This is a genomic window from Thermosynechococcus sp. JY1331 (genome assembly GCF_031583475.1).
In the GTDB taxonomy this organism is placed as follows: Bacteria; Cyanobacteriota; Cyanobacteriia; order Thermosynechococcales; family Thermosynechococcaceae; genus Thermosynechococcus.
Window position 1 is genome coordinate 334,833 of sequence record NZ_CP134180.1, and the last position, 24,692, is coordinate 359,524.

General features: G+C 54.6%; 29 protein-coding genes and 2 tRNA genes. 11 read left to right on the forward strand and 20 right to left on the reverse strand.

Translation table 11 applies throughout. From position 1 onward, the window contains the following. The first annotated feature begins 39 nt into the window (after positions 1 to 39). Positions 40 to 693, forward strand: a complete 654-nt coding sequence (gene deoC / locus RHJ31_RS01540; RefSeq protein ID WP_302677113.1) for a deoxyribose-phosphate aldolase — start codon at positions 40 to 42, stop codon at positions 691 to 693. On the opposite strand, the gene RHJ31_RS01545 is transcribed toward deoC, so the two are convergent. Beyond that, entirely contained in the window at positions 694 to 1,986 is a 1,293-nt protein-coding gene (locus RHJ31_RS01545) for a TldD/PmbA family protein (RefSeq protein WP_302677777.1), read from the reverse strand. 191 nt (positions 1,987 to 2,177) lie between these two features. On the opposite strand from RHJ31_RS01545, the gene RHJ31_RS01550 reads away from it, so the two are divergent. Then, positions 2,178 to 2,507, forward strand: coding sequence for a hypothetical protein (locus RHJ31_RS01550; protein WP_302677114.1), 330 nt, complete (start codon positions 2,178 to 2,180; stop codon positions 2,505 to 2,507). Positions 2,508 to 2,521: 14 nt separating this feature from the next. After that, entirely contained in the window at positions 2,522 to 3,157 is a 636-nt protein-coding gene (locus RHJ31_RS01555) for a ribonuclease H-like domain-containing protein (protein ID WP_302677115.1), read from the forward strand. On the opposite strand, the gene RHJ31_RS01560 is transcribed toward RHJ31_RS01555, so the two are convergent. The 3 genes from RHJ31_RS01560 to RHJ31_RS01570 are packed head-to-tail and all read right to left on the reverse strand — an operon-like array spanning position 3,122 to position 6,358. After that, the gene (locus RHJ31_RS01560; protein WP_302677116.1) at positions 3,122 to 3,892 is read right to left on the reverse strand and encodes a PD-(D/E)XK nuclease family protein; all 771 of its coding nucleotides are present in this window, start codon (positions 3,890 to 3,892) and stop codon (positions 3,122 to 3,124) included. The genes RHJ31_RS01555 and RHJ31_RS01560 overlap by 36 nt on opposite strands. A 3-nt stretch (positions 3,893 to 3,895) precedes the next feature. Next, positions 3,896 to 5,959, reverse strand: coding sequence for a zinc metalloprotease HtpX (locus RHJ31_RS01565; RefSeq protein WP_302677117.1), 2,064 nt, complete (start codon positions 5,957 to 5,959; stop codon positions 3,896 to 3,898). An 18-nt stretch (positions 5,960 to 5,977) separates the two neighbouring features. Beyond that, on the reverse strand, positions 5,978 to 6,358 hold the full coding sequence (locus RHJ31_RS01570) for a DUF2237 family protein (RefSeq protein WP_149821117.1): 381 nt from the start codon (positions 6,356 to 6,358) through the stop codon (positions 5,978 to 5,980). A gap of 134 nt (positions 6,359 to 6,492) precedes the next feature. On the opposite strand from RHJ31_RS01570, the gene clpS reads away from it, so the two are divergent. The 3 genes from clpS to RHJ31_RS01585 all read left to right on the forward strand — a co-directional run bounded on the left by clpS (position 6,493) and on the right by RHJ31_RS01585 (position 8,727). Next, on the forward strand, positions 6,493 to 6,777 hold the full coding sequence (gene clpS, locus RHJ31_RS01575; RefSeq protein ID WP_206200784.1) for an ATP-dependent Clp protease adapter ClpS: 285 nt from the start codon (positions 6,493 to 6,495) through the stop codon (positions 6,775 to 6,777). Positions 6,778 to 6,886: 109 nt separating this feature from the next. Beyond that, entirely contained in the window at positions 6,887 to 8,602 is a 1,716-nt protein-coding gene (locus tag RHJ31_RS01580; RefSeq protein ID WP_302677118.1) for a diflavin flavoprotein, read from the forward strand. A gap of 43 nt (positions 8,603 to 8,645) precedes the next feature. Then, positions 8,646 to 8,727 (forward strand) — tRNA-Leu (locus RHJ31_RS01585). Between the two features lie 130 nt (positions 8,728 to 8,857). On the opposite strand, the gene RHJ31_RS01590 is transcribed toward RHJ31_RS01585, so the two are convergent. The 6 genes from RHJ31_RS01590 to RHJ31_RS01615 form a co-directional block, all read right to left on the reverse strand. Beyond that, positions 8,858 to 8,931: transfer RNA gene (locus tag RHJ31_RS01590), tRNA-Val, on the reverse strand. A gap of 29 nt (positions 8,932 to 8,960) precedes the next feature. Further along, the gene (locus RHJ31_RS01595; RefSeq protein ID WP_206200786.1) at positions 8,961 to 9,449 is read right to left on the reverse strand and encodes a Ycf51 family protein; all 489 of its coding nucleotides are present in this window, start codon (positions 9,447 to 9,449) and stop codon (positions 8,961 to 8,963) included. Further along, positions 9,449 to 9,934: a Fe-S cluster assembly sulfur transfer protein SufU gene (sufU, locus tag RHJ31_RS01600; RefSeq protein ID WP_206200787.1), complete on the reverse strand. Its 486-nt coding sequence runs from the start codon at positions 9,932 to 9,934 to the stop codon at positions 9,449 to 9,451. Before sufU ends, RHJ31_RS01595 begins: the two co-directional genes overlap by 1 nt. A gap of 50 nt (positions 9,935 to 9,984) precedes the next feature. Then, a complete protein-coding gene (locus RHJ31_RS01605; protein ID WP_302677119.1) occupies positions 9,985 to 10,395 on the reverse strand; it encodes an MAPEG family protein in 411 nt (136 codons plus the stop codon). Positions 10,396 to 10,398: 3 nt separating this feature from the next. Then, entirely contained in the window at positions 10,399 to 11,271 is an 873-nt protein-coding gene (locus RHJ31_RS01610; RefSeq protein WP_206200789.1) for a 6-carboxytetrahydropterin synthase, read from the reverse strand. Between the two features lie 93 nt (positions 11,272 to 11,364). Next, the gene (locus tag RHJ31_RS01615) at positions 11,365 to 12,420 is read right to left on the reverse strand and encodes a phytoene/squalene synthase family protein (protein ID WP_206200790.1); all 1,056 of its coding nucleotides are present in this window, start codon (positions 12,418 to 12,420) and stop codon (positions 11,365 to 11,367) included. A 487-nt stretch (positions 12,421 to 12,907) separates the two neighbouring features. On the opposite strand from RHJ31_RS01615, the gene RHJ31_RS01620 reads away from it, so the two are divergent. After that, the gene (locus RHJ31_RS01620) at positions 12,908 to 13,558 is read left to right on the forward strand and encodes a hypothetical protein (RefSeq protein ID WP_302677120.1); all 651 of its coding nucleotides are present in this window, start codon (positions 12,908 to 12,910) and stop codon (positions 13,556 to 13,558) included. 28 nt (positions 13,559 to 13,586) lie between these two features. Next, entirely contained in the window at positions 13,587 to 14,999 is a 1,413-nt protein-coding gene (locus RHJ31_RS01625) for a serine/threonine-protein kinase (RefSeq protein WP_302677121.1), read from the forward strand. On the opposite strand, the gene RHJ31_RS01630 is transcribed toward RHJ31_RS01625, so the two are convergent. Then, positions 14,965 to 15,462, reverse strand: a complete 498-nt coding sequence (locus RHJ31_RS01630; protein ID WP_206200793.1) for a GNAT family N-acetyltransferase — start codon at positions 15,460 to 15,462, stop codon at positions 14,965 to 14,967. The genes RHJ31_RS01625 and RHJ31_RS01630 overlap by 35 nt on opposite strands. Positions 15,463 to 15,473: 11 nt before the next feature. Continuing rightward, complete coding sequence (gene secG, locus RHJ31_RS01635) at positions 15,474 to 15,707, reverse strand: preprotein translocase subunit SecG (protein ID WP_149821094.1); 234 nt, start codon at positions 15,705 to 15,707, stop codon at positions 15,474 to 15,476. 109 nt (positions 15,708 to 15,816) lie between these two features. Here secG and RHJ31_RS01640 point away from each other — a divergent pair, with 109 nt between their 5' ends. From RHJ31_RS01640 to radA, 3 genes are read left to right on the forward strand one after another with little or no spacing between them, the layout of a single operon-like run. Further along, positions 15,817 to 16,137, forward strand: a complete 321-nt coding sequence (locus RHJ31_RS01640) for a phasin family protein (RefSeq protein ID WP_149821092.1) — start codon at positions 15,817 to 15,819, stop codon at positions 16,135 to 16,137. Continuing rightward, positions 16,131 to 16,619: an FKBP-type peptidyl-prolyl cis-trans isomerase gene (locus RHJ31_RS01645; RefSeq protein ID WP_302677122.1), complete on the forward strand. Its 489-nt coding sequence runs from the start codon at positions 16,131 to 16,133 to the stop codon at positions 16,617 to 16,619. The genes RHJ31_RS01640 and RHJ31_RS01645 overlap by 7 nt, the downstream gene beginning before the upstream one ends. Positions 16,620 to 16,637: 18 nt before the next feature. Then, positions 16,638 to 18,029, forward strand: a complete 1,392-nt coding sequence (gene radA, locus RHJ31_RS01650) for a DNA repair protein RadA (RefSeq protein ID WP_302677123.1) — start codon at positions 16,638 to 16,640, stop codon at positions 18,027 to 18,029. Positions 18,030 to 18,068: 39 nt separating this feature from the next. Here radA and cobU read toward each other — a convergent pair whose 3' ends face one another. The 8 genes from cobU to RHJ31_RS01690 all read right to left on the reverse strand — a co-directional run bounded on the left by cobU (position 18,069) and on the right by RHJ31_RS01690 (position 24,685). Further along, a complete protein-coding gene (cobU, locus tag RHJ31_RS01655) occupies positions 18,069 to 18,626 on the reverse strand; it encodes a bifunctional adenosylcobinamide kinase/adenosylcobinamide-phosphate guanylyltransferase (RefSeq protein WP_302677124.1) in 558 nt (185 codons plus the stop codon). Between the two features lie 16 nt (positions 18,627 to 18,642). After that, complete coding sequence (locus tag RHJ31_RS01660) at positions 18,643 to 19,473, reverse strand: ABC transporter permease (RefSeq protein ID WP_302677125.1); 831 nt, start codon at positions 19,471 to 19,473, stop codon at positions 18,643 to 18,645. 7 nt (positions 19,474 to 19,480) lie between these two features. Beyond that, complete coding sequence (gene argF, locus RHJ31_RS01665) at positions 19,481 to 20,395, reverse strand: ornithine carbamoyltransferase (RefSeq protein WP_302677126.1); 915 nt, start codon at positions 20,393 to 20,395, stop codon at positions 19,481 to 19,483. Positions 20,396 to 20,548: 153 nt separating this feature from the next. After that, positions 20,549 to 21,184 carry a glycerol-3-phosphate 1-O-acyltransferase PlsY gene (gene plsY, locus RHJ31_RS01670; protein ID WP_302677127.1) on the reverse strand — a complete coding sequence of 212 codons (636 nt, stop codon included), beginning with the start codon at positions 21,182 to 21,184 and terminating at the stop codon, positions 20,549 to 20,551. Between the two features lie 10 nt (positions 21,185 to 21,194). After that, complete coding sequence (locus RHJ31_RS01675) at positions 21,195 to 22,163, reverse strand: DUF3086 domain-containing protein (RefSeq protein ID WP_206200799.1); 969 nt, start codon at positions 22,161 to 22,163, stop codon at positions 21,195 to 21,197. Next, entirely contained in the window at positions 22,153 to 22,557 is a 405-nt protein-coding gene (locus RHJ31_RS01680; RefSeq protein WP_206200800.1) for a DUF3119 family protein, read from the reverse strand. The genes RHJ31_RS01675 and RHJ31_RS01680 overlap by 11 nt, the downstream gene beginning before the upstream one ends. A 9-nt stretch (positions 22,558 to 22,566) precedes the next feature. Continuing rightward, positions 22,567 to 23,910 (reverse strand): hypothetical protein, encoded by a 1,344-nt coding sequence (locus RHJ31_RS01685; protein ID WP_302677128.1) that lies wholly within the window; start codon positions 23,908 to 23,910, stop codon positions 22,567 to 22,569. A gap of 70 nt (positions 23,911 to 23,980) precedes the next feature. Beyond that, on the reverse strand, positions 23,981 to 24,685 hold the full coding sequence (locus RHJ31_RS01690; protein ID WP_302677129.1) for a biotin--[acetyl-CoA-carboxylase] ligase: 705 nt from the start codon (positions 24,683 to 24,685) through the stop codon (positions 23,981 to 23,983). Between the last annotated feature and the right edge of the window lie 7 nt (positions 24,686 to 24,692).

The following is a 24,692-nucleotide window of genomic DNA, read 5'->3' on the forward strand; positions in this document are numbered from 1 at the left end:
TTTAGTTAATAAAAATAGGGTTGTTCTGGGTAAATTCCTATGACGGAACGTGATTTGTTTGACCTTGCGCCCTACATTGATCATACCCAGCTTGACCCCTTGGCAACCACAGCGGACATTGAACGATGCTGTGCTGAAGCAGAACAATGGAAATTTACCGCCGTCTGTGTCATGCCCGTCTGGGTGAAGACGGCAGTTCAGTTGCTCCATCGCACACCCGTGAAAGTGTGTACCGTCATTGGCTTTCCCAGTGGTGCCCACACCAGTGCCACGAAACTCTATGAGGCGCAGGAGGCGGTTGACAGTGGTGCGACAGAGTTGGATGTGGTGCTCAACTTGGGTTGGCTCAAGGAGGGCAACACCGAGGCCGTCTATCGCGATATTGCCCAAATCTGCGCGGAAACAGGGGTGACCGTCAAGGCAATTTTGGAAACCACGGTGCTGACAGAGGAAGAAAAACAACTGGCAGTGGATATTTGCTTGGATGCGGGGGTGGCTTTCCTGAAAACCAGTACGGGCTGGCGCGGGGGTGCCACGGTTGCAGATGTGCGTCTGCTCAAGCGCCTGAGTCGCGATCGCGTGGGCATTAAGGCCTCTGGCGGCATTCGTACGCGGGAGCAAGCCCTTGAACTGATTAATGCGGGTGCCACTCGCTTAGGTACATCCCGCAGCCTCGACTTGATGCAGGTTTAGCTATTCCCCTGTAATCGCAAGGGGACTCACCCACACTGGCGGACAACAACCATAGGGGGTGACTTCAACTTCAGTGCCCAGATGGAGAATACTTTTCAGCAGGCTGCGAATATCGCCGGCCACGGTGGCCGCTTCAATGCTAATGGCTTCGCCGTTGCGCAACAGCCAACCGTCAAAGGGGAGGGAAAATGAGCCTTGAAGGGCTTTCACGCCCGCGTGGAGGGCATGGAGTTCATCAATCCAAACAAGGCCATCGGCGCGATCGCCCCCTTCACCCGCTGGGACATCGTAGAAGTAACCACTCACTGTCACCTTTGCCCCTAAGTTGGCATGCCCCGTGGGCTGGGTTTGAAAGCGACGCGCCGTACCGGCACTGTGGTAGAGACCCGTGAGAATGCCCTGCTCAATCAGAGGGGTGCGGCGGGTGGGGGTGCCTTCGCCATCAAAGAGGGGCTGACCCACATTCTGGGGATGGCGGGCGTCGTCGTACACGCTCAAAAGGGGGCTGGCGATCGCCTGATGGAGGGATTCTGGCGTCGAAAGGCTCTGGCGATCCAAAATGTTTTGGGCATTAAAGAGATTGCTAAAGGCATTGAGCAGGCTGAGGAATGCCGAGGGTGAAAAAAGCACTGGGTACTGGCCAGAGGCAATCGGTTCATAGGCCAAGTGGCGAATGGTTTTGTCGGCCACTTCATCAATACAGCCCGCAATGTCTAAGTGCTCAAGATCGGGACTGATGCGAATGGCACCGGCACTGCGGGGTTTGCGACCCGCCTCATCGGTTTTGCTGTAGAGATAGAGCGTGGTTGTGGTGCTGGTTTGCTGGCGATTGGCACCCTCGCTGTTGAGATAAAACCGTTCTATGCGCCGCTGGCTGAGACCATTGTAGGGAACGCTAGCGATCGCTGGATGTCGCCCCAACAGCTCTCGTTCCGCAGCAATCAGTTGATCTAGGAGGGTTTTTGCCGAGGCAAGGGGCAGATCCGCCGTTGTAAGTGTTGTGTCACCAAGGGGGGCGGTGGCCAAGGGACTAAAGTCGGGGATGTCCTCTGTAACACCAAAAGCACTGGCTTCTTTGGCCATTTCTAGAGCCGTCTCTAAACCGCGATCGTCCAATTGGGTGGTGCTGGCGACCCCTAGGCGACCCGTTGAGTTCCACACCCGCACGGTAATCCCCGATCGCTGCGAGGCCTTCACCTGTTTGGGTTCCCCCTGCTGCACTTGGACACTCACCTCATCCACATGGGAGCCACCAAGGTCAAATTTCTCAATGCCAAGGCGGCGGGCGATCATCGCGACCCGCTCGTGGAGAGTGGATGCAGGGGTCAAGGTTACCGTCATGGTGTTCGGTTCAATGTAATTAACAAATCTTAAAACCATTCTAACCCTATCCTCGGCGTGGTGGGCGATCGCCTAGGTAGGTTAAAAATCACATCATTTCTCGCTAAGATTTTTGGAGCAATGTTGATCGCGAGAAGAAAGCCATGGTGCAACCATCCTTGGGGCTTGATGGTAACGGCGAGTGGTTGGGGGGAAAATCACCCCAGTGGTCTGAGCGCCGCGCCCGCCTTGAAGAACTAATTGCGACCCTGCGAATTGCCGATGAACTGGCGGCTGGGAAGTATTTGATTACCAGTGGCGAATTAGCAGAGTTAATGGATGTCCATACCAGTGCAGTTACTAGCCGCGGTGAAGAATGGATATGGCGTAACTGGCAAATTTCCCGCGTGCGCCGCGAAAGCAACCAAATTCTCTGGCAGTTAGAACGCATTGATATCGCCAAAGAGCAGCCCTCAGAATTGCCCTCGACCTAGATTGTGAGCCAGTCATGGATCTCGATTTTCCTTTGGAGTGTTTTGACTACGATTTAAGTGCGACGGCCTTGGCCCACTTTCTCAATGCGGATCAGTTGGCCGTAGATACCGAAACCATGGGCTTGAATATTCCCCGCGATCGCCTGTGCTTGGTGCAGGTGTGCGACCCAGAGGGACAAGTAGCAGTGATCAAAATTGCCCGTGGCCAGAAAGAGGCTCCCCACCTGCAGCAACTCTTGGAGCACCCCCGCATTACCAAAATTTTCCACTATGCCCGCTTTGATTTGGCCACCTTGCGCTACCACTTGGGGATTCGGGTTCACCCTGTCTTCTGCACCAAAATTGCCAGCAAGATTGCCCGTACCTATTCCCCCCGCCACGGCCTCAAGGACTTGGTCTTGGATTTGTTGGGCATAGAAATTGATAAATCCGCCCAAAGTTCCGACTGGGGGAATGCCATGGCCCTGCGGGAGGATCAAATCCGTTATGCCGCTAATGATGTGCGCTATTTGATTCCCCTGCGGCAGCAGCTCACAGCCATGCTGAAACGGGAAGAACGCTTTGAGTTATTCCAAACCGCCCTGAGTTGCTTACCCGCGATCGTCGATCTGGATTTAGCGGGCTACACCCAAGTCTTTGAGCACGGCTAGAAACGGCTCCATGGTCGAGACAGTGCTTGGCTGGCAGCGCTGGCACCGTTCGCAAAAGGGGCACTCATAGCAGTATTTCCGAATCTGGGTTGGGGGCACTTGGGGCAGCTCCTGTCCTTGCTCATAGGTTTGTAACCATTGGCGCAGTTGGTTAAGGCACTGCTCTAGGGTGTGGTGGATTTGCTCGTGGATGGCCTCACTGTAGGGAAAGGTGTAGAAATTTGCTCCCTTCTCTCCTTGGGCAAACCAATAGGTCATGGAAATCTGGCTGGGGGGGTAGGGACTGGTGGCTGCTAGGAGATAACAGTAAAGGCGAGTCTGCCAATGACGGGCTAAGGTGTCTGGGGCGGGTGGGTGGGCATGGGTTTTCCAATCGAGAATCTGCGCTTGCCCTTGGCCAAAAATCACGTAGTCATACACGCCCACAAGGGTGAATTCCTGCCAGCCCAGACTGCGGACATGCTCTGCTTCCCTTTGACCCTCAATCATGGGCGGTGGCATGGTTTGAAAGGCTGCAAACCACGGTTGTAATTCGGGCTGCGCCTCAAGAATTGGGCAGATATCGAGTCCTTGAAAGTGCTGTTGCATCAGGCGGTGGAAGTCGCGACCCTGCTTTTGGGCAGTGGTTTCCGTTAATTGTGTGGCCTCTGGCAGTATCAAGCTGTCAAGATAGCGGTACTGATATTGCCGTGCACAGGTTTGCAGGGTACGCAGATGGGCTTGGGAAAGTTGCATCGTCTAGATCCAACCCAATAGTGTCATGAGGCCGTAGAGGATCCAGAGCGTGGCCACTGCCGTTGCCCAATAGGGGGCAGCCCAAGATTGCTTTTGCTGTAAATCTGGGGAGTGCCACTCACTCACCTCAACAAAGGGAACTGTCCCACGTCGAAACCAGCCACGTACCACTAGCGATCGCCCCGCCAAGGTTTTCAGATAGGCTGGCTCAAGGATTGGCCAAATCGGCCCCCAAGCTCGATGGCAGCGCAGGGGAAACAAGCCCTGATCCGTCTCCAGCCACAGGTGCTGTCCTAGACCATTGCGCAAGCCTGTCACTGCCCGTAAATGCCCCTTTAGTTCGACAACGGGACTATCGAGGGGCAAAAGACGATGAAGAAGCTGACCCAAGGTGTAGGTTTGGGGAGGCCGAGGCGGGTAGTAGGCATTCAGGCGTAAAAAGAGACCTAACCCAAGGCCAATGGGAATGAAACCCCGTGCCAAGGTAGACCAATCCGCCAACCACCACAGAGGAAAGGCGATCGTCCCCGCCCGCAGTGCAAATTGACCAACGCCCGTGAGGATAATCGTCGTGATGACTCCTGCGATCGCTCCCCAGAAGGGAGCCAGTTGTTGCCAAGCCCGTTGACAGCGAAGGGAGGAAGTCGAGGGCAGGGAAAGCAGGGGTTCCAATCGCCATTGCCGCGCATAGGTCATCAGGGTTTGCAGGCGCAGTCCAAGGGGACGATGGGAGGAGGTCAAGCGAAACCAATACCGCAGGGGATGGGCGGTATCCCAGCGGAGCAGCATTGGCCAATCGAGGGGTTGATTGCCCCACAGGGCAGCTTGGGTTGGATTTAGGGGTAGAAGCAGGCGCAAGGATTCTAGGGGGATACCAATTTCCCCTTGGGCACACACCGTCGTTGCTGTGGCTGCCATGAGGCGAAACCAAGCCATCACAAGGGTATTGGGATTACCGATCAAGGCTGCCCCTTGGCGATCGCTATAATACTGCCGCAACTGATTGCTCCAGAAGCAGAGCATCTCCAGCCCACGAAAGAGAAGATAACTCCCTTGACCGACCATGGCGCAGAGGAGATAGAGGGTACCCCTGATGATCCGCCGTCTCCAGTGCTTGCCATAGGGAGGGGCAAAGCGATCGCCCCAACGGCTACACCAACAGTACAGGTCATAGGGCACTTGCAATAGGAGCACCAGTGGCGTCACCAAGGTATTCAAGCCCAGCCGCAATTGGGCAATTTCACTGGCCATTAAAGCCAGCAGTTCCTCGCCAGAGAGCGATCGCAATAGACCTTCGCTGACAATAATGCGGCGCTGCCAGCGTCCATAGCTAAAAATGATCGGTGCTGCCGTCATCAAGCAGCCTATTTGGGGACGGGGTTGCCACCACGACCACGACAAACGCCCCAAGAGCATCACCGTTTCGGGACTATACTCCTCAAGTTCGCCAAGACTCACAGGACGCAAACCATAGCCAGCTCGCAATCGCCATGACCACAGCCAACTGCCAGCGCTGAGTAACCCCAATCCCAAGCAACCCACTAAAAACCAAGCTATTACCCCTTCCCAGCCCCGCAGGAGTGCCAGTGGATCATTGGCGTAGTTGAGGAGGCCTGCAATCAAAACCTGTAGCGGTTTTTGGAGTAGCCACGCGATCAGCAGCAGTGTTGCCCCCTGACTTAGCCAGAGATAAATGCGAGGCACCGGTCGCAGTTGCATAGGCGGCCTTGAACTCGGCGCTGAAACACACTCAAGGTAGGAGGAAGTGGGTTCCTCATCCAAATAGCGTTCTAACTCTGGCAGATGTTTTTGCGCCCAAGCCCGAATGGAGGGGAGGGGCGATCGCGCTAGGAGTTGACACAGATCAATGGCCTCTTGCCACTGGCGGGTGTGGGCATAGGCTTTAATCAGGTGCAGATGAGCCTTGAGACCTTCGCGGCGTTGACCGTGGCTGGCAATGACGGCTTTGAAGGCGGCGATCGCCAGTTGATAATCTCCGCGATTAAAGGCCGCTAAACCCGCAATATAGCGAGGATCTAAGCGAAAATCGGATTCTGGATCGGGCATACTTGAGTATTCCCCAGATCACGGTTGCTGGTTACCACCAAGGGCGTGGGCTTTCAAATCCTCTAGGGAGACATACTCAAGGGCACTGACATGGGTTGCTTCCAGAATTACTGGGGGAGCTACGTCAGCCTCTAGGGCTTCCCGCCAGCGGGAGGCACACAGACACCAGCGATCGCCCGGTTTCAGCCCCGGAAATTGATAGGCGGGCACTGGCGTCGAAAGATCATTGCCCCGCGAACGGGTAAAGGTGAGAAATTCAGCGGTCATCTCCGCACAGACCACATGCGCCCCCACATCCCCTGCCCCTGTGCGACAAAAACCATCGCGATAGAATCCTGTGAGGGGATTTTGACAACAGCACACCAAGGGTGTGCCCAACACATTCATTGCCGTCATTATTGATGCCCCCAAGTTTTTCACCCTAAGTCTAGCTATAGCATAAGCCTATGCCCAAGAGGCCTATTGCAGCCAGTCCTTGGCCAATGCGCTAAACTAAAACTCAGAACTAGTATTGTTGTTGTTTTGTTTGGCCTATGCCTAGTGTTGTTCCCCAAGAGCGGCAACAGGTTATTCGCAAGCACTACCCCAACTACAAAGTCATTGTCCTCAACGATGACTTCAATACGTTTCAGCACGTTGCTAACTGTTTAATGAAATATATTCCCAACATGACCAGCGATCGCGCGTGGGAATTAACGAATCAAGTTCATTACGAAGGCCAAGCCATTGTTTGGGTGGGGCCCCAAGAACAGGCGGAACTGTACCATGAGCAACTTTTGCGGGCGGGGCTGACAATGGCACCCCTCGAACCCGCATAGGCATTGCCCTTTGTAAAGCCTGTTATCACCGCTATTAAAAACTTTGAATCCTGTTACCTTTCTTCATATGTCAGGATAAAAGGTAGTTTCAAAGATTGAGGAACTGCCTATGGCCGTCATGACTGCCAAGCGTCCACCGCGCTTAACCCTGCAGGTGTTGGAGATCGCCGCTGATACGACGGCAATTCGCTGTCTAGATTGGGATCGCGATCGCTTTGATATTGAGTTTGCCCTTGAAAATGGCACCACCTACAATTCCTTTCTGATCAAAGGGGAACAGATTGCCCTCGTAGATACGTCCCATGCCAAGTTTGGCGATCGCTACCTCGAGCAACTCTGGCAACGGGTGAACCCCAGTGACTTGAACTATCTCATCGTCAGCCATACCGAACCCGACCACAGTGGCCTCGTCAAGGACGTATTGGCAAAAGCTCCCCATGTAACCGTGGTGGCCTCAAAGGTGGCGCTACAGTTTCTGGCGGATCTGATCCATCAGCCCTTTAGTCAGCGCCAAGTGAAAAATGGCGATCGCCTTGACTTGGGGAAAGGGCATGTCCTTGAGTTTGTGATGGCCCCCAATCTCCACTGGCCCGACACCATCCTCACCTATGATCACGGCACCCAGACCCTCTTTACCTGTGATGTTTTTGGTGCCCACTTCTGCAATGATGATCCCTTTGACACAGAACCTGAACTGCTAGCGCCAGATTTCAAGTTTTACTACGACTGCCTCATGGGACCCAATGCCCGCTCCGTCCTCTCCGCCTTCAAGCGCTTGGAACCCCTGCCTCCCGTGCAACTAGTTGCCACAGGTCATGGCCCACTGCTGCGCCATCATCTCCCGCAGTGGCTAGATTCCTACCGCAACTGGAGTCAAGAGCAGGCCAAAGCAGCAACAACGGTGGCCATTTTCTATGCTGCTAACTATGGTTATGCCAATGCTCTGGCAGAGGCGATCGAACGGGGAGCCGCCAAAACTGGGGTTGTTGTCGAAAAAATGGATCTGCTCACCGCTGAACCCCAAGATATTCGCGAACTCACTGAGATTGCCGCTGGGATCATTATCGGTACACCGCCCACCACTGCCGTTGCTAAAACTGCCCTGAGTACGATTCGTGCGGCTGCCCATGCCAAACAGGCCATTGGGGTCTTTGAAAGTGGTGTGGCCGACGCTGAACCCGCCTATCCGCTGCTGAATCAGTTTCGGGATGCGGGACTGACGCCCTCGTTTCCTGTGATTCGGGTCACAGCAGCACCCACTGAGGCACTGTTCCAAGAGGCGGAAGAAGCGGGTACTGACATGGGTCAATGGCTGTTGCGCGATCGCACCGTCAAGCAGATGAAAGCCTTGGATACTGACCTCGATAAAGCCTTGGGTCGCCTGAGCGGTGGGCTATACATTATCACCGCCCAAAAAGGTGCCATTAACAGTGCCATGTTGGCCTCTTGGGTGGCCCAGGCCAGTACCGAACCTCTTGGGGTTTCCATTGCGGTGGCCAAGGATCGGGCCATTGAGTCCTTTCTACACGTGGGGGATACCTTTGTCCTCAATGTTCTTGAAGAAGGGAACTACCAGCCCCTGATGCGCCATTTCCTAAAGCGATTCCCACCGGGCGCCGATCGCTTTGCCCATGTGAAAACCTATCCAGCCAGTAATGGCAGTCCCATTTTGGCCGATGCCCTTGCCTATATGGAATGTACCGTTGTCAGCCGTCTGGATGCCCACGATCACTGGATTGTCTATAGTACTGTGGATAGTGGTCGCGTCTCAAAGCCCGATGGCATGACTGCTGTGCACCATCGCAAAGTGGGGAATCACTACTAAACTTGGGCACTCCCTACCCAAAGTGCGCTAAACTAAGTTTGCTGCGGACGTGGCGGAATTGGCAGACGCGCTAGATTTAGGTTCTAGTACCGCAAGGTGTGTGGGTTCAAGTCCCTCCGTCCGCATTCAAAAGCTTAGCAATTGAGGGCACAGTTTGCAGTTCGCAGCCAAGAAAGCATTGGCAAAAACCTTTCCCTAAATCTTTTTGGGGACTTGACTGGGATGTTTTTCTTTGAAGTGAAGATTTTAGGAGGATGGACACAACTGGACTCGAACCAGTGACCCCCACGATGTCAACGTGGTGCTCTAACCAACTGAGCTATGCGTCCTCGGAATTCCTAATATAGCATACACAAGGCTAACCTTTAAGTAGTTTGACCGTCACATTTGTATCGGTGCGATCGCTCAACGAACGAGTGGCCACCCCTAAAACCACTGGCTCAGTCACCCCCGGTTCAGGATGTTCGATGGTTCGTGCAATCACGGTCAGGCGATCGCTCCCTCGGCCGAGCCGTCCCAAGGAAAATAAATCATTCGCTGCCTGTACCAGCGTTGCCTCAAGGGTACTGCTCTCAATGTCCGGGGGCACTGTGATCACAACTTGCGTTGCCCCGTTGTCATAGACGAGGGTGTATTTGCCGGCACCGGGCACTGGGGAGTGCACAATCGGTACAATACTCAGGGCAAAGAGTCCCACTGTCACAACACCGAGAAACCCCGTAATACCAACAAAGCGAAAGCGCACACCCCAGCGAAAAACAAATGTGAGTGCGGTTAAGCCAGCCATGACAAGGGTGGCAATGCCAGCCCAGCGGCTATAGGTGGCAAAATCGGCGGGGGTCAGCATTACTCTTCCTCCTCATTACTGACAAAACCATTCACAGGGGTTTGATCCTGCTGCAACGCTGCCCGGAGGGTATGCCATGTCAATGTCGCACACTTAATCCGCACCGGGAACTGAGCCACCCCCTGCATGACATTGAGCTTGCGAAACTCCCGAGGGAACTCAAACTGCCCCTTCATCATCGCTTGGAACTGCTCCACCATTTGGAGGGCACGACTCACGGGTTGCCCCCGCAGGGCATCGGCCATCAAATCCGCTGAGGCCATGGCGATCGCGCAGCCTTCCCCCTCAAACTGAATATCCTGAATGATTGTCTCCCCCTGCTCATTGGTGCCTAGGGCAACGGTTAAATCAATGGTGTCGCCACAGGAAGGGTTATGTCCCCGCTGCTGACGATCCACAGGCTGCGTGCGGCCACGGTGGCGAGGTTTCTTGTAGTGCTCTAGGATGACTTGCTGGTAGAGCGTGCGGAGATGATCAAGAGACATTTAGAATACTCTATGCTCAGTGCATTTCCTCAAGGATTTTATAAACTATATTAACGGCTAAGGGCGGTGAGACTTTGCCAAAAAAGCGTCAAGGTGGCTGCTGTGCCGACACCAAACATGAGGGAGCGACCAAGGGGAAAGTTGGCAATATAGCAGATGCTGTACAAAAAGCGAGCCGCGACAAAACTCAGGCTGGCGATCGCCACCGTTGCATTATCCACCCCGGCAAAAAGGGTCAGCAACACTGCTGCTGCAAAGGGCATAAAGGTTTCAAAGCTATTTTCGTGTGCCCACACTGCCCGCTGCGCAAAGGGGGGCAGTTTCTCAAAGAGGGCACGGGGAGCCGCCATATCAAAGCCCGCTTGCCAGCGCCCCACCACAACAAAAATGTAGGGGAAATAGATCAGCAGCGTTGCTGTCAGTAAACTGGCGGCTAGTAGCCAAGGGATATTGCTCAACATCACCTAGACTCGCTCCAACACTGGCAGCGCACCACTGAGCACCCCATCCCGAGGGGGCAATTCCTCACAGAGAATTTCGCAAGAGTTATTGGGACTTTCAATCAACTTCACCTTATGCAGCGTCGCCCCCAACTGGCGAATCGGTTCCTGTAACAACTGGGCAATGTAAATGGCGATGTTCTCTGCTGTGGGCACCACCGTCGCAAAATAGGGAATATCTTTATTCAAAAACGTGTGATCCAAAGGTTCAATCACCTGTTCCTTGAGCACCTCCTCGAGCTTGACCAAATCAACAATCATGCCCGTCCGCGGATGGATTGCCCCCTTGACCGTAATCTCCACGTGGTAGTTGTGGCCATGGCCGTGGGGGCGAGCACACTTGCCATAGATGCGGCAGTTTTCTTCGTAGCTGAGATCCTCAAGGGCTAGACGATGCGCCGCACTAAAGTGAGCACCAACAGAAAGATAGGCTTCCATAGGGTCTCCCGTGTAGTCCGCCCAAAGGCGGGGGTGTTCAAACAGTTGAATGCGCACAAGGGGTAAATGGGGAGAGAGTCGATCCCAAATCACCCGTGCAATATGTTCAGTCGTGGGTAACGTGGCTTGAAACTCTGGCCACACCTCATTGAGATAGGAAAAATTCAGGGGTTCAATGACTTCACGGCGAATGATGTGCTTGACATCCGATAGGTTCAACACCATGCCAAAGTCATCAACAACGCCGCCCATTGAAACAAACAACTCATAGTTATGACCGTGGCCGGGAAAGCGACTATTGGCACCAAACCGAGCCAAATTCTCTGCTTCAGACCATTCTGGCAACCAGTAGCGATGACTGGCGGCAAACTCAGCACGGCGGTGAATAATACAATTCATGTCAAGTTATGAAGATTTGCAACAATTCAGCAATCTCCCCCTATCCTAACGGATTCTGGTTCCCCCAACCATTGGCTTTTTTGGCACATTTCCCTAAAGTCCGCCAAGGATGAAAGGCTTTTGCCGTACTTGGCCAATCAGCCAGCGCAGACTGTGGTTACTGAGAATCGATAAAGGCCCCATGACCATCAGGGATTTCACCTCTGCACGGCTAATTTTAACTACCCCTCCCGGTTGCAGCATCGCCGTCGAGTGAGTGAGTTCCCGCAGGGTGGCATAGGCAAAGAGCAAGGGCAGCACGCAAAAGAGACGAATCGGAATTGCCGCCTTGGGCACGGATAGCAAGTAGGCTTGGGCTTCATCAAGATCATGCCAAGCAAGGGCAATCAATTCCTTAATGGCAGCGTGGTTTTGCTGAAGATGCTCAGCACTGAGGATGGACTGGTGGCTACTGCCTTGGAGCAGCAGAGATTCATTGGGGATATAGATCGAGTTTTCGTGCTCCGCATCCCAAGCAATATCCTTGAGAATGTTCACCGTTTGCAGCGCTTCACCAAAGGCAGCGCAGCGCTTGAGGAGTACTTGGTATTCATCGGCACCAATGCTGGGGGAATGCTCGTACCACAAATCCGTCAGGAGATAGCCAACGGTACCCGCGACGTAATAACAGTACTCTTTATATTCATCGAGGGTTTGAATGCGAATGCCATTGGGATAGAGGTTAATAAACTTTTTCATCCCATGCACCATTTCGCTCACCCAGCGTTGGACGTGCTGTTGGGACGTGAGGGGCAAAGAACGGTAGAGGGCAAAGACGAGTCCCGTATTTTTCACCAGTTGCACATGGGCTGGCTCCCCCTGAACCCCCCGTGCGGTTTCACCATAGCTATTGGCTAGATCGGCACTGTCAAAACACTCCAGCAGGTGATCCAAGAGAGCGGTTTTTGCGGGGATACTGGCAACCGGATCATCCTCAACGGTATCGGCAATGCGACAGATGAGATAGGCCACCAGAACCGCCCGACCCAAATTTCCGGGGAGGAAGCGAATACTGAGGGCAAATGTGCGCGAGACTTGGGGGAGTATCTCTTGGCAAAAGCGCTCAGCATCCTTGACGGAAACTGGGTTCTCCAGCACCATTTGAATCATATGGGGGTTCACTCCTACACGCATTGATCGATAGTTGAGTCAATCCTCGACCGTTCCTCAGGCCAACACTCTAGGGCAGTCAATTCACGATTCTCCAAAAGGGTCTCGCGATCGCAACCCAGCAGGGGACGACTTCCACAAACAAGGATTGAGCAAAATCTATAGCTATCATGCTCATTTTTGTTTGTCTAGGTGGCCTGTGACAGTTGCCGAGATTGCCTGAGGTAGAATGGTGGATAGCTCACAATTTGCCAGAACAATAACATAGCTTCAACAATTAACAACAATTAACAACGGTATCAGATTTGGCGGAAAATGCCTCTCGTCCACCATAGCGGACGCTTGAGTGTGACACTCTTTCCATTGGTCAGTTTCTAAATTGCCCGCGATCGGTCTATCCAAAAGTTAAGACGGTAATCAGCTCGAAAATGTGTACTCCCAGCGTAGCGGTTGTGTCAACAGGCCAGCACAGCAAAGTTCATTAACAATGACTCCATGCCTCGTCCTTGTGCCCCAAGGGGCAGAATATCAAGCGGTACAACGAGGGCTACAGGCGTCCAATGTGGTGATTATTCCGATCCGAGCAGGGGCAGCCACAGTGACCACACCGGCATTGATCAGTGCCCTTGAGGAATCGCCTGCCATGGTTCTCATTTTGGGGGTTTGTGGGGGCTTGCATCCCGATGATCGGGTGGGTGAAGTGGTTGTCTATACTACTTGTCAGGATGAAGCAGGGCAAATGTATTCTTTAGACCAGACGTTATCGGCAAAATTGGCGCCTGCGTGGCGACGGGTGAAAGGCATCACAACGGCGAAAACCGTTTCTAAGGCCCAGGAAAAACAAACCCTTGCGGCTCGCGGGGGGGTGGAGGTGGTGGATATGGAAGGGGTGCCACTCCTCAAGGCTTTAGCGGGAATGCCGGTGGTGATGGTGCGGGTGATCAGTGATGGTGGCGATCGCGACCTCCCCGATTTGAGTCAAGCCTTTGATGCTCAAGGCAATTTGCGGCCGGGGCCACTGGCTATCGCAATGCTGCGCAACCCCCGTGCGACGGCACACTTGATTCAAGGTAGCCTCAAAGCCCTCAAGGTGCTCACAAGAATTGCCCCAGAGATTGTGCAGCAACTCAATGGCTAAGATAGGGGTAGCCAGCTTGGAGAACGCTGTGGCGCAGCTTATTGGTCAAATTTTGGGCGATCGCTATGAACTCCTGCGCGAACTGGGGTCTCATCCGGGGCGGCGCACCTATCTGGCGTTGGATCGGCGGCGCTATGAACAGGTGGTGCTGAAGCTGCTGCTTTTTGGTGGCGGCATGACATGGGACGACTTTAAGCTCTTTGAACGGGAAGCGGCTGTGCTGCAACCCTTGGATTATCCGGCCATTCCCCGCTATCTCGACTACTTTGAAATCAATACCCCTGATCTCAAGGGCTTTGCTTTGGTGCAAACCTACATTGAGGCAAAATCCCTCGCCACATGGCAAGCAGAAGGGAGAGTGTTTAGTGAAGAGGATTTGCGGTTACTGGCCGATCGCCTGCTGGATATTTTGATCTATCTCCATGGCCGTCAACCGCCGGTGATTCACCGCGATATTAAGCCGACAAATATTCTTTTGGGCGATCGCTCCGGTCATGATCTTGGCAAGGTCTATCTTGTGGACTTTGGGGCGGTACAAACGGCGATCGCAGGCAGCACCCGAACCGTGGTGGGTACCTATGGCTATATGCCCCCGGAACAATTCGGCGGTAAAACCCTACCCGCCAGTGATCTCTACGCCTTGGGCATGACCCTCATCTACTTAGCAACCGGCACTCCCCCCGATGAGCTGCCGCAAAAGGAACTGCGGGTTCAATTTCAACCCTTGGTCTCCTTGAGTCCCCCTTTTATCCGCTGGCTCGAAAAAATGGTCGCGCCCGCCCTTGAGGAGCGATTTGACTCCGCGACTGCGGCTCGCCAAGCCCTAAAGCAACTGGACACCTCACCCCACGAGGCCTCACTCATAACAAAAACGCCGCCCTACGGTTCCCGCCTACAGGTGAGAGAAACACCCCAAGGGCTACTGGTGCAAATTCCCCCCGTTGGATTTAATGTCAGTCTCTTCTTCCTGATTCCCTTTGCAGTGGCTTGGAATGGGTTTTTGGTCGTCTGGTACAGTCTAGCGATTAGTTCTGGCTTTTGGCTGATGGCTGTTTTTGCTACTGGTCATCTTGCTGTCGGTTTAGGCCTCATTGGCGGCATTCTTTACATGCTATTGGGATGGCAGGTGTTGATGGTCACCCGTAAGGATCTGCGCTTCTATGAACATATCCTTGGTTTCCGCTGGCGTCGTCCTAAAGTCCTGCCGCTTGAAGTGATTGAACAGATTGAATTTCAGCCCCACAGCACGTACCGCGATCGCGAGGGCGATCGCCAAGAGCTATCGAGCAAACTGGTGATTCGTGCCGGTAGCCAAGCGATCGAACTGACTGAAAATGCCCTTAGCGTGACCTCAAGGGATCTGGAATGGTTGGCCTACACCCTTGGCCGCTATCTGGGGCGACGGGTCACACAGGCTTGTCAGGATGTCCGAAGTGCTTGAGAACATCACCACTGAGGCGGCAGATACGCCAGTCAGGTAGCACAGTCGCACCCATGCGCTCATAGAATTGAATCGCAGGAGTATTCCAGTCCAAGACGCTCCACTCGATACGGCCATAGTCGCGATCGCTGGCTAGCCGGGCTAATGCCTTCAGCAGAGCAGTGCCCACCCCTTGACGCCGATAGGCAGGGAGGACAAACAAATCCTCTAGCCAAAGGCCGGGGCGGGTGAGGAATGTGGAGTAGGTGGTGAAAAACAGGGCGTAGCCAATAACGTCTGTGGGGGTATGGGCAAGAAGTACCTCGGCGTAGGGGCGATCGCCAAACAAATGCTGCCGTAGCGCCTCCTCTGTGCCCGTTACTGCGTGGCTGAGCTTTTCATAGGCCGCAAGCGCTTGGATCAGTTGGAAGATGATTGGAACATCCGCCGGGGTCGCTGCACGAATCGCAAAGGAGAAAGACACGCTAACCCAAACTAAATTGAGCGCAGCCAACCGGCACTCAGAGCAACGGTAAGCGCCATAAACAACACTGTCAAAGTCCACGTGGCACGGTTTAAGGTCGCTTCTGCACTTTTGGTGCTGGTAAAGAGCTGGGCTTGACCGCCAATACCACCGAGGCCATCCCCCTTGGGACTGTGGAGCAAGACCAATACAATCAGGCCAACTGCTGAAAATGCCCACAGACCAATGGCAATTTTTTCAATCATCCTCAACCTCGCTGGCGATGCGAATCTATACAACTTGACCTCTCCCTCATCTTACCGCAAGCCTAGGAGCCAATGGCACAATACAAGATAGGCGTTTTGAACGTGCCCCATGAACCAGCAAAATCTGCTTCAGCAATTGCTTTTAATTGGTGTTGGCACCACCTCCCTTGTGGCCGAGAAGTTGCGTCAAGTGAGCGACCAATGGGTGAAAGAGGGACGCCTCAATGCCGATCAGGCCAAGGCAATGGTGGATGAAGTCCTTGCTCACCTCAAAGAAGATGCCGCCTCCCTCGATGAAGCGGTGCAACGACAAACGCGCCAGTTTCTAGAGAGCTTGGGTGTGCCACAACAGTCAGAAATTGATGAACTGCGGGGACGCATTGATCGCCTAGAACGGGATGTTAGGGAGTTAAAAAATCGCTCATGGTAAGACAACGGGTGCATCGAGCCTACGGCTGGCTCCTCTGTGGTATTGTCCTAGTAGTGGTATGGTTGGTGGCCGCTCCGATCGCGATCGCCAGTGTGCCGCTAGAGGCGTCAACGGAGGCTGCGGGACTTATGGGGAATCCAAAGGTGGTAACCACTCCTTCAGGTTTGCAATACGAAGATATGGTTGTTGGCTCAGGGGCGCAGCCTCAAGTGGGCGATCGGGTGACGGTACACTATACGGGCATGCTCACCGATGGCCGCATTTTTGATAGCTCCCGCGATCGCGGTCAGCCCTTCCAATTTCAAATTGGTGTCGGTCAAGTCATCAAAGGCTGGGATGAAGGGGTTGGCTCAATGCACGTCGGGGGGCAGCGGCGGCTGATTATTCCCCCAGACTTAGGCTATGGTGCACGCGGTGCGGGTGGGGTCATTCCCCCCAATGCGACGCTGATTTTTGACGTTGAACTTTTGGGTGTGCAATAGGATTGAACTCGGCAAGGGATGCCCAAGGCCAAGGTACTGTACATCTGCCGCGAGTGTGGTGCCGAGTCTCTGCAATACTTTGGTCGCTGTCCCAACTGTGGTCAGTGGAATACCCTCGATGAGCAGGTGGTTACCCCTGTAGAGAGTTCTACTCGAGGTACCACACCCCGAAAATCAACCACTCCCCACCCCCGCAGTGCCAAGGCCCTAGGAGAGATTAGCGAACAGACACAGAGCCGTTCTGCCTCCGGATTTGCCGAGTTGGATCGGGTTTTGGGAGGGGGGATTGTGGTTGGCTCCCTCGTGTTGGTGGCCGGCGAACCGGGAATTGGCAAGTCCACGCTTTTGTTGCAGATGGCAGCCACCTTAGGGCAACAGCAGCGGGTGCTCTATGTCTGTGCTGAGGAATCGGCGCAGCAGGTGAAATTGCGATCGCAACGCTTGGGCATTGCCGCCTCCCCCTCGCTCTATCTTTTGGCGGAGACGAATTTGGAGGTGATCCTGCAGGAGCTGACCCATCTGCAACCCCATCTGGCGATTATTGATAGCATCCAAGCGGTGTATCTGCCCCAATTGACGGCTGCCCCGGGATCTGTGTCTCAGGTACGCGAGGGCACAGCCGCCTTGATGCGCTTAGCCAAGCGGGAGCAGATGAGTCTCTTTATTGTGGGTCATGTTACAAAGGAGGGGGCGATCGCTGGCCCGAAGGTGCTGGAACATTTGGTGGATACCGTGCTCTACTTTGAGGGCGATCGCTTTGCCAGTCACCGCCTCGTACGCGCTGTCAAAAACCGCTTTGGGGCTAGTCAAGAAATTGGCGTTTTTGAAATGGGCGCGCAGGGCTTAGCCGAGGTCACAAATCCTTCGGCGCTGTTTTTGGGCGATCGCGAGCCAACCCCCGGTACCGCCACCATTGTGGCCTGTGAAGGCACCCGTCCGCTTGTGGTTGAGTTGCAAAGTTTAGTTAGCCCCACCAGTTATCCCTCTCCACGCCGCACGGCCACGGGCATTGAGTACAATCGCTTTTTGCAAATTCTGGCCGTCCTAGAAAAACGCCTAGGCGTGCCCCTCTCGAAGCTAGATGCCTATGTGGCGTCCGCTGGCGGGCTGAATGTGGCGGAACCCGCTGCTGATCTGGGGGTGGCAGTGGCTGTTGTGGCTAGTTTTCGCGATCGCTGGGTGCACCCCCAAACCGTGATCATTGGCGAAGTGGGCTTAGGGGGGCAAGTGCGAGCGGTTTCCCAGTTAGAATTACGGCTGCGGGAGGCGCTGAAGTTGGGATTTCGCCGTGCCATTATTCCCGAAAGCCAAGCCTGCACCATCACTGGCTTAGAAATTTATTCAGTGCGCCGCGTAACTGATGCTATCGTTACTGCCCTTGCCCCACTCACCTCTGATGAATCTTTGTAAAAACTCGTGGCAAGGACGGTCGCACTGGATTTAGCCCTGTCAGTCGAGATGGCTCCCAAGGGGTTTGAGGGGAATGGCCCATTTGTGTAGCGGCAGCGCAAACCCAGCAGTGACCAGATACACTTCCGCCATCAACGGACTCAATTGCTGACACAGTTCGCCAAGGCGATCGCGAAAACAGCGACCACTGGCATAGGCAGGAACGACTCCCCAGCCCACCTCTTCGGCAACAAAAATGAGCTGAGCGCCACAGGCTTGCACACTGGCTAGGAATTCAGTAACGGTTGCTTGCCATTGATCTTGGGATTGCTCTAGGCAATTGGCCACCCAAGTTCCCAATGAATCCACAAGGGCGCAATGTTCAGGCGGCAGGTTACGCAGCAGGGCAGCCAGTTCGAGGGGGCACTCCCGCAATTGCCACTCAGCGGGGCGGCGAGCACGGTGCTGTGCAATCCGCTGCAACCATTCTGTATCCTCTGGGGGCGCGATCGCCGTCGCAACATAAATCACTGGTTGTCCGCTGTGGGTAGCAACGGCTTCTGCCCATTCACTCTTGCCACTGCGACTCGGACCGGTCACCAAGACATGATCAGGCATGATTAGGCACTGTTGGTTAACTCAACTGTCGGGGATCAAGACGTTCTCCCAAGCCCTCACCAAGGAGCGACAGACCCACGACCAGCAATGTCATGGCTAGCCCCGGAAAGAGCGTCGTCCACCAGATGCCCACCGACAACCCATCCAAGGCCTGTCGTAGATCCTGCCCCCATTCGGGTACCTGCGGCGGCAACCCTAAGCCCAAGAACCCCAGCCCTGCCAAGGTCAGGATGGCATCGGCGGCATTGAGGGTAAAGAGCACGGGGATACTGGGAAGCACATTCACCAAAAGATACCGCTGTAGAATGCGGGGGGTCGAGGCGCCAAGGGCGCGGGCAGCTTCGATAAAGACCTCATTTTTTAGGCTCACCGTGTGGTTGCGCACAACGCGATAGTACTGGGGAATATAGGCGACACTAAGGGCGATCGCGGCATTGAGCACCCCCTTGCCGACCACAAAGGCCACCGTCACCGCTAGGAGTAGCCCCGGCAACGTGTAAATCGTATCCATCAAAAAGAGCAACCCGCGATCGAGCCAGCCCCCGCGGTAGCCACTCAATAATCCCAAGGGCACCCCCACCACCAAGCTCAACAGCGTTGCCACCAAGACCACCTGCAAGGCTGCTTGGGCACCAAAAATCGTGCGGGAAAAGACATCATAGCCCAAGCGATTCGTGCCAAACCAGTGCTGCGGCGAAGGCGGCGCGTGAATCGGAAAGTCAAGAAATTCTTGGGGATTGGCAATCCAACCGAGGGCTTGGCCAAGGGGAGCAAGAACCGCCAGCAGCAGAAACCCCCCACAAATAATTGCCCCCACCAGCAACAGCCGATCCGAGAGGCTAATCATGCATGCCCTATCCCAACAAACTGGCTAGCAAAGCTTTCTGCGCATGGAGACGATTTTCCGCCTGCTCCCAAACGCGAGACTGCGGCCCTTCAAGGACACTGGCGGTAATTTCCTCCCCACGGTGAGCCGGCAGGCAGTGGAGAACGATCGCCCGTGGATCCGCAAGGGCTAGCAGTTGATCATTAATTTGGTAGGGCTGAAAAATGGGCTGGCGATCGCCCGCTTCTGCTTCCTGTCCCATACTCGCCCAGACATCCGTGTAAAGCGCATGGGCACCCTTAGCCGCGGCCTGCGGATCCGTGAGAACAGTCACTTCACTCTTACCGCCACTCAATGCCTTGGCTTGCGTCACAATATCGGGCAAAGGGGCAAACGGCGGTGGCGAAGCCACCCGAATATTCACCCCCAAGAGGGCACAGCCCAGTAGTAAGGAATGCGCCACATTATTGCCATCGCCAATGTAGCAGAGGGTCAGTCCCGCCAATGTGCCAAAGGATTCCCGTAGCGTCAGCAGATCCGCCAAAATCTGACAGGGATGCTCGCGATCAGTGAGGGCATTAATCACAGGCATCCGTGCATAGTCAGCAAACAGTTGCAGTTCTGCCTGACCATAGGTGCGAATCGCCACCGCATCCAAATAGCGATCCAATACCCGTGCTGTATCGGGCAACGGTTCACCACGCCCCACCTGCATGGATTGGGGGTTCAGGTCAATAACTTGGCCGCCCAGTTGGTACATCGCCACCGTAAAGCTGACACGGGTACGGGTCGAAGCCTTCTGAAACAGCAGCCCCAAGACCTTAGGACACTGGGGAGCCACCTTGCCGATTTTCATCTGTGCTGCTAAATCCAGCAGATATTCTGCCTCTGCCCGTGAGAGGTCGGCGATGCTCAGCAAATCACGCCCCCGCAGTGTTTCCATCACAAATCTCCCCACCAAAACTGGTATCCACTCATGGTAGCAACCTCAGAGGTCTTCCAAATGTACAAATACAACCCTTTTCTCAAATCTGGGGGGCATTAAGGAACGCCGAACCCGTCCAAAAGTCACCTTCTAAGTCACCTTCTAAGAGGTCTATCCTTCCGAGGCGCCCAACCGTGGCTCTGTCCCTGCAAGCAGGCGTTGGATATTACTCTGGTGTCGCCAAATCACAAAAGCACCTGCAATCACACTAAAACCGACAAACGGCCACGACTGCGTAAAGAACCAAAACCAGAAGGGCAAGGAGATAGCAGCAGTGATTGAACTCAGGGAGACAATGCGGCTGACTGCCAAGACCACGAGAAACACCCCAAAGGTGGCCAAAGCTGTAGGGGCATTGAGGGCAAGGAGCACCCCTAAACCAGTGGCAACGGATTTGCCGCCGCGCCAGCCCAACCAAATCGGCTTACTGTGAGCCAAAACCGCAATGAAGGCGATCGCCAGCAGGACAAATTCCAACCAAGTGGTCGGTACCGTACTCCAAGATTGCCCCAGAACCCATCGCGCCAAAAGAACTGCCCCTAGTCCCTTGGCCACATCGACTAAAAACGTCACCAGTCCGGGGCCTTTGCCCACTACCCGCAGCACATTGGTCGCCCCTGTTGAGCCAGAGCCATGCTCACGAATATCAATCCCCCGCAGCGCTTTGGTCAAGAGGTAGCCCGTGGGAATTGAGCCGAGCAGGTAGCTAATGAGCGCCAGCAGTCCAAGGATGAGTGCAGTGGTCACAGGAGCCTCCCTACTCAAAGAAATCAGAACTACGGCTAGGACGCAACTGGGGTTCAGGGGCAAAGCCCAAGAGCAAGGGATATTGCAGTAGTGAAAGGCTGACTTGGGGTTGGGAATCATCAATAAGAATTAGAGGGATGTAGTCCTCCTGCTCGAGGCGATCGGCACGAAAGGCCAAGGCATCCGCAGATTCAAAGAGCGCCACCCCCTGATCGGGACCAAAATCTTGGCGACTAATGCCCAAGCAATCCTGCAAGCCGCGTCGCCAGTCTCCCAGCCGCTCAGGGGAATCGGCCAAGACCAACACCCGCAACATATCGCCATAGAAGTCCCGCAGGATTGAAATGATTGCCGAGGCAACAAGGATATTTTGCAACCGACTGGGGAGCGATCGCAGGGCACCCCGTCCCCCGAGATCAAAGAACCAACTTTCTACCCGCTCAGCATGAACTTGCTCAAAGGTGCGTCGCAACTGCCAAGGAGGGCCATAGTAATTGGGGCTACTCCGATATTGCTCTAGCAAACGGCGAATCCGATCCGCTTCCTCCTGAAATCCCTCATCAAGAACTAACTTGGGCGGCGTTGTCGCTGTTGCTGCTGGAGCAGAGGCAGTTTCCACGACAGCGGGCGTCGGGGGCAGCAATTCCATTTCCTCAACGGTGGCCGCCAACTCCTGCATGCTCTTGACGAGAAATTCCTTGAACCCCTGCACTCGAATCGCGAGTTCTTGGGAGGCACCCACAAAGTTGCGGCGGAGCTCCTGTTCGATGCGTTCCTTGCGCCGTTCTAGTTGCTCAATGGTGAGTTGCAGACTTTGTTGCCGCTCTTCAAGGGACTTGAGGCGATCGTGCACAAGACGATGAAACTCAGCATCAAGGGCTTGAATTTCAGCTTTGAGGGCATCCCGTTGAGCTTTGAGGGCAGTTAGTTCCTCTGGGGTAGGTTCAGAGGCATCAGTCACCGTAGGGTCATCCGTCATTGCGAACCGTGGAAATAAAGGCTGTGCGTGGGCAGCGTTCTTGGAGGCATTGTACTAAAGTTTTGGCGTCAAACAGAATCGGCAGAAAGTGGATATTCTTGACCTCCCGAAAATAAAAGAGCACGGGAAAGGCTGGCCAAAAGACCTCCCAATGCTGCCATTGCTGATAGGGAAAGTGGCGAATTTGTCGGCTGCCGCGATAGACATCTAGTGCTGTTGCCGTAAATTCTAGTCGCAGGGTAGCCGCCTGCACAGCCAAGAATAGCGCAAACAGGGAGATGGGCAAGCCCAGCCACCAGCGCAGCCACCACAGGGGCAGACTTAACAGCAGAACCCCCAGCGGAACAGCAAATGAGGGTTGAAGACGTACTGTGGCCAGTGAGGTTCCTTGCATGGTTTTACTCTACTCGTGAGGGGTCGTCGGTTCTTCTAATTGTGGCAAATCCTCTAGAGTGGGAGGAGTTTCCTGTTCAGTGACCTCAGGTGCAGTGGTCTCTAGAGTCGGTTGCTCCAAAGGTGGGGATGGCTTGGATGGAACTCGCGGGCTAACGAGAACAGAACGAGTCGGGCTTTCTGCTTTCTTAAAGGGATTCAGGCGCTGCCAGAAGGGCTTTTGCGGCGTGGGGGGCGGTGTCTTTTCGGCTGCTTTGACGGTGGGTTTTGGGGTTGGCTCTGGTACAACGGGCGTTTCCTCTACAGGTTCAACGGTGCGTGTTGGTGCCTCTACTGCCGACGTTGGTGTAGGTTCCTCAGCAACGGGGGTCTGAGCGGCAGATTCTTCAACAACAGCTGTTGGCTCTGGGGTCGGCTCGGAGGGAGCGGCGGATTCCTCAACGACAGGTGTTGGCTCTGGGGTCGGTTCAGGAGGGAGGTTGCTGGGTAGATCCGGACTGAGGCTACTTTGAAGATTTTTGGCGGCCAGTTCTCCCCGCAGCAGGCGCGAGAGGACATCCTTGCCATTGGGTTGATAGGTCACAAGGCGGGTAATGGGATTATAGGGAGAGGGGATACGCTGACCATTGCCATCCAGAAGTTCGAGCCGTACCCAGTTATCTCCCGGCTGGAGTCCAGTGAGATAGTAGGCCTGCCAGCGATCGACCGTGAAGGATTGACCATTGATCGTGCAGCGCACCTGCCAGACTTTCTCATTGTTTAATTGTTGATCCAACGGCAGGTTGCTGAGATAAAAATCAAGGAGCACTGGTTCAGCGCCATAGGTGCCGCTGGGCTGATTGTAGGTGAGCAGGGGAAGACTAGCAGATCGAGTGTCCTCATCTGCAGTGTAAAGATGAAAGGCCGTTTGAGCATAGGCAAGGGGATGTTTCAGACTTTCACCCCAAGGGTACACAACAAAAGCACGCAGAAGGTGCGTTCCCGGCTCAAGGTTCGTAAATTCAATGGGGGTGTTCAGATCATAGACACTGCGGCTGGGCAGATCATCGAGCACCACCTCCACATGGGGGCCTAACCCTGTGCGCTGATCTTGAAACAGGCGTAGCCCTTGGACACTTAGCTTGACGGTGACGTTGCGGCTTTGGAGGGTTTGGTTGGCTTCGGGGGTGAGAATTTTCAGCCGCGGTTCATAGCGATCGAACCAATCCTTCATATCCTCAATGGCCACAGGAGCCGCCACCTCTGCCAGCGAGCCACTGGCTTTTGCCGTGGCGATGTCCCCCACTGACCACAGGAGAACGATACTGAGAACCAAAGCGATCGCCCGTTGCCAACAGACCTGCCAACCCTTCATGCACACCTCAGATGGTTGTAGTACCAAGGACAATTTTCGCAGACGGACTGCCCACTTCCGCAATCAATATCTAAGCGTTGTAGATCACATGGCCACTGCTAAATTCCCGCACTTCGCCATTGCTGAGACGCACCTGCAATGTCCCGCGATCGCTAATGCCCACACCGATGCCCTGCCACCTTTGTTCTCCTTGGACAAGAGTGAGCGATCGCCCCCGCAAAAAATCCCGCTGCGCCGTGATCTGAACCCCCTGGGACTGTTGCCAACACCACAGAAGCTCAGCGCGAATCGCCGCTAGCAGTTCCAGATCCGTAGGCACCGCTTGGGGAGAATGAAGCAGCGTGTGGAGGCTAATGGCCTGGGGAAGACCCATTGCTTCAACGTCAACACAGCGGTTCAGTCCCACCCCCACCACCAGCCAAGGGGAACGGCGTTCACAGAGAATTCCCGCCAGTTTCTTGCCCTGAGCCATCACATCATTCGGCCACTTCAATTGCAGATGGCGTTCCACCGTTGGTCGCAGCCCACTCAACGCCCGCATCACGGCTATCCCGGCTTGGACACTGGGCGCAACGATCGCCGCCGACTGCGGCAGGATAAAGGAGGCCGTCAACACCCCCTTTGGGGACTGCCAAGTACGGTTGTACTGACCTCGCCCCCGTGTTTGTGCCTGAGTGTAGATGACTTGACCGCCATAGAGTTGATCGGCATGGTGCAATGCCCAAGTATTCGTGCTCTCACAGGTCTCTAGCCACACTAACCAAGGAAACTCCATGGCGATC